Annotated in this window: 1 rRNA gene; it reads right to left on the bottom strand. The window is 56.0% G+C overall.

Annotation, left to right across the window (positions count from 1 at the left end):
* Nucleotides 1-69: 69 nt before the first annotated feature.
* Nucleotides 70-2,824: ribosomal RNA gene (locus J2R99_RS17710) — 23S ribosomal RNA — on the bottom strand.
* Nucleotides 2,825-2,992: the final 168 nt, after the last annotated feature.

The raw sequence follows: 2,992 nt of genomic DNA, 5'->3' as shown, positions 1-2,992 counted from the left end.
TGCTGCCCGGAGGCTCATGTGACACTGGTATTCAAGCCTGAGTTATCAGGCGGGCATTGATTAATGAGAACGATCAAGCCGATCGAGCGATTAGTACCGGTAAGCTTCGCACATTGCTGCGCTTCCACACCCGGCCTATCAACGTGGTGGTCTTCCACGGCTCTCGAGGGAGAACTCGTTTTGAGGTAGGCTTCCCGCTTAGATGCCTTCAGCGGTTATCCCTTCCGCACATAGCTACCCTGCAATGCGGCTGGCGCCACAACAGGTCCACCAGAGGTGCGTCCATCCCGGTCCTCTCGTACTAGGGACAGATCCTCTCAATTCTCCGACACCCACGGCAGATAGGGACCGAACTGTCTCGCGACGTTCTGAACCCAGCTCACGTACCACTTTAATTGGCGAACAGCCAAACCCTTGGGACCTGCTCCAGCCCCAGGATGTGATGAGCCGACATCGAGGTGCCAAACAACCCCGTCGATATGGACTCTTGGGGGTCATCAGCCTGTTATCCCCGGCGTACCTTTTATCCGTTGAGCGATGGCCCTTCCACTCGGGACCACCGGATCACTATGACCGACTTTCGTCTCTGCTCGACTTGTCAGTCTCGCAGTCAGGCAGGCTTATGCCATTGCACTCAACGAGCGATTTCCGACCGCTCTGAGCCCACCATCGCGCGCCTCCGTTACCATTTGGGAGGCGACCGCCCCAGTCAAACTACCCACCACACACTGTCTCGGATCCGGATAACGGATCGCGGTTAGACAATCATGACTTCAAGGGTGGTATTTCATCTTGCGGCTCCACCCAGGCTGGCGCCTGAGCTTCAAAGCCTACCACCTATCCTACACATGACGACACAACTGCCAGTGTGAAGTTGTAGTAAAGGTGCACGGGGTCTTTCCGTCTGACCGCAGGAACCCCGCATCTTCACGGGGAGTTCAATTTCACTGAGTCGATGCTGGAGACAGCGGGGAAGTCGTTACGCCATTCGTGCAGGTCGGAACTTACCCGACAAGGAATTTCGCTACCTTAGGACCGTTATAGTTACGGCCGCCGTTTACCGGGGCTTCGATTCAAGGCTTGCACCTCTCCTCTTAACCTTCCGGCACCGGGCAGGCGTCAGACCCTATACGTCGCCTTGCGGCTTCGCAGAGCCCTGTGTTTTTGCTAAACAGTCGCCACCCCCTGGTCTGTGCCCCCGGCCCATGGTTGCCCACGAACCGGGCTCCCTTCTCGCGAACTTACGGGAGCAATTTGCCGAGTTCCTTCAGCATCGTTCTCTCAAGCGCCTTGGTATACTCTACCAGTCCACCTGTGTCGGTTTCGGGTACGGTCTATAATGGAGGAGCTATTTCCCGGAACACCATCGCGGCCTGTTCAATCCGATAAGAACAGACAACTTACGGCATTCGTCACTACCTCCAGGCTGCAGAATATTAACTGCATTCCCATCGACTACGCCTTTCGGCCTCGCCTTAGGGGCCGGCTAACCCTGCGCTGATTAGCATTGCGCAGGAACCCTTGGACTTTCGGCGACAGTGTCTCTCACACTGTTTGTCGTTACTCATGTCAGCATTCGCACTTCCGATACCTCCAGGAGCCCTCGCGGGTCTCCCTTCATCAGCTTACGGAACGCTCCGCTACCGCGCATCCCAATCCGTAGAATGGAACGCACCCACAGCTTCGGTGCATGGCTTAAGCCCCGTTACATTTTCGGCGCAAGGACCCTTATTTAGACCAGTGAGCTGTTACGCTTTCTTTAAATGATGGCTGCTTCTAAGCCAACATCCTGGTTGTTTTGGGGTCCTCACATCCTTTCCCACTTAGCCATGACTTGGGGACCTTAGCTGGTGGTCAGGGTTGTTTCCCTCTCCACGACGGACGTTAGCACCCGCCGTGTGTCTGCCGGATAGTACTTCCCGGTATTCGGAGTTTGGTTAGGTTTGGTAAGACGGTGAGTCCCCCTAGCCCATCCAGTGCTCTACCCCCGGGAGTATTCATCCGACGCTCTACCTAAATAGATTTCGCGGAGAACCAGCTATTTCCGAGTTTGATTGGCCTTTCACCCCTAGCCACAGCTCATCCCCGTCTTTTTCAACAGACGTGGGTTCGGCCCTCCAGCAAGTGTTACCTTGCCTTCAGCCTGGCCATGGCTAGATCACCCGGTTTCGGGTCTAATCCAACGAACTATCGCCCTATTCAGACTCGCTTTCGCTGCGCCTACACCTACCGGCTTAAGCTCGCTCGTTAGACTAAGTCGCTGACCCATTATACAAAAGGTACGCCGTCACCCTTGCGGGCTCCGACTGTTTGTAGGCGTCCAGTTTCAGGAACTATTTCACTCCCCTCGTCGGGGTGCTTTTCACCTTTCCCTCACGGTACTGGTTCACTATCGGTCATGCGCGAGTACTTAGGCTTGGAGGGTGGTCCCCCCATGTTCAGACAGGATTTCACGTGTCCCGCCTTACTCAAGGACGATGGATCGCATTACACATACGGGGCTGTCACCCGCTATGGCCCGACTTTCCAGACGGTTCTGTTTGGCTCACCATCGCCACTGGCCTGGTCCGCGTTCGCTCGCCACTACTAACGGAGTCTCGTTTGATGTCCTTTCCTCCGGGTACTGAGATGTTTCAGTTCCCCGGGTTCGCTTCGTCACCCTATGTATTCAGATGACGATACCGCCGAAGCGGTGGGTTCCCCCATTCGGAAATCCGCGGGTCAAAGCTTGTTCGCAGCTCTCCACGGCTTATCGCAGCGTACCACGTCCTTCATCGCCTGCGCATGCCAAGGCATCCACCGAACGCCCTTAAGGCACTTGATCGCTCTCATTATCAATGCCCGCCTCACCCCTTCCCCAAAAGGGAAGAAGCCTGAGAGCAGCACCCCGGTCAGGAGGCGCCAAGGCGGGCTGTCGATCCACCATCCGCTGATGAGGCGGACGGACGGATCGGAAAGACCAGTGTCACACGAGATCTGCCCGTAAACTCCG

Source organism: Rhodopseudomonas julia, assembly GCF_030813515.1.
GTDB lineage: Bacteria > Pseudomonadota > Alphaproteobacteria > Rhizobiales > Afifellaceae > Afifella > Afifella julia.
The sequence above is the reverse complement of the archived record's forward strand: the minus strand, read 5'-3'. Positions and strand labels throughout refer to the sequence as shown.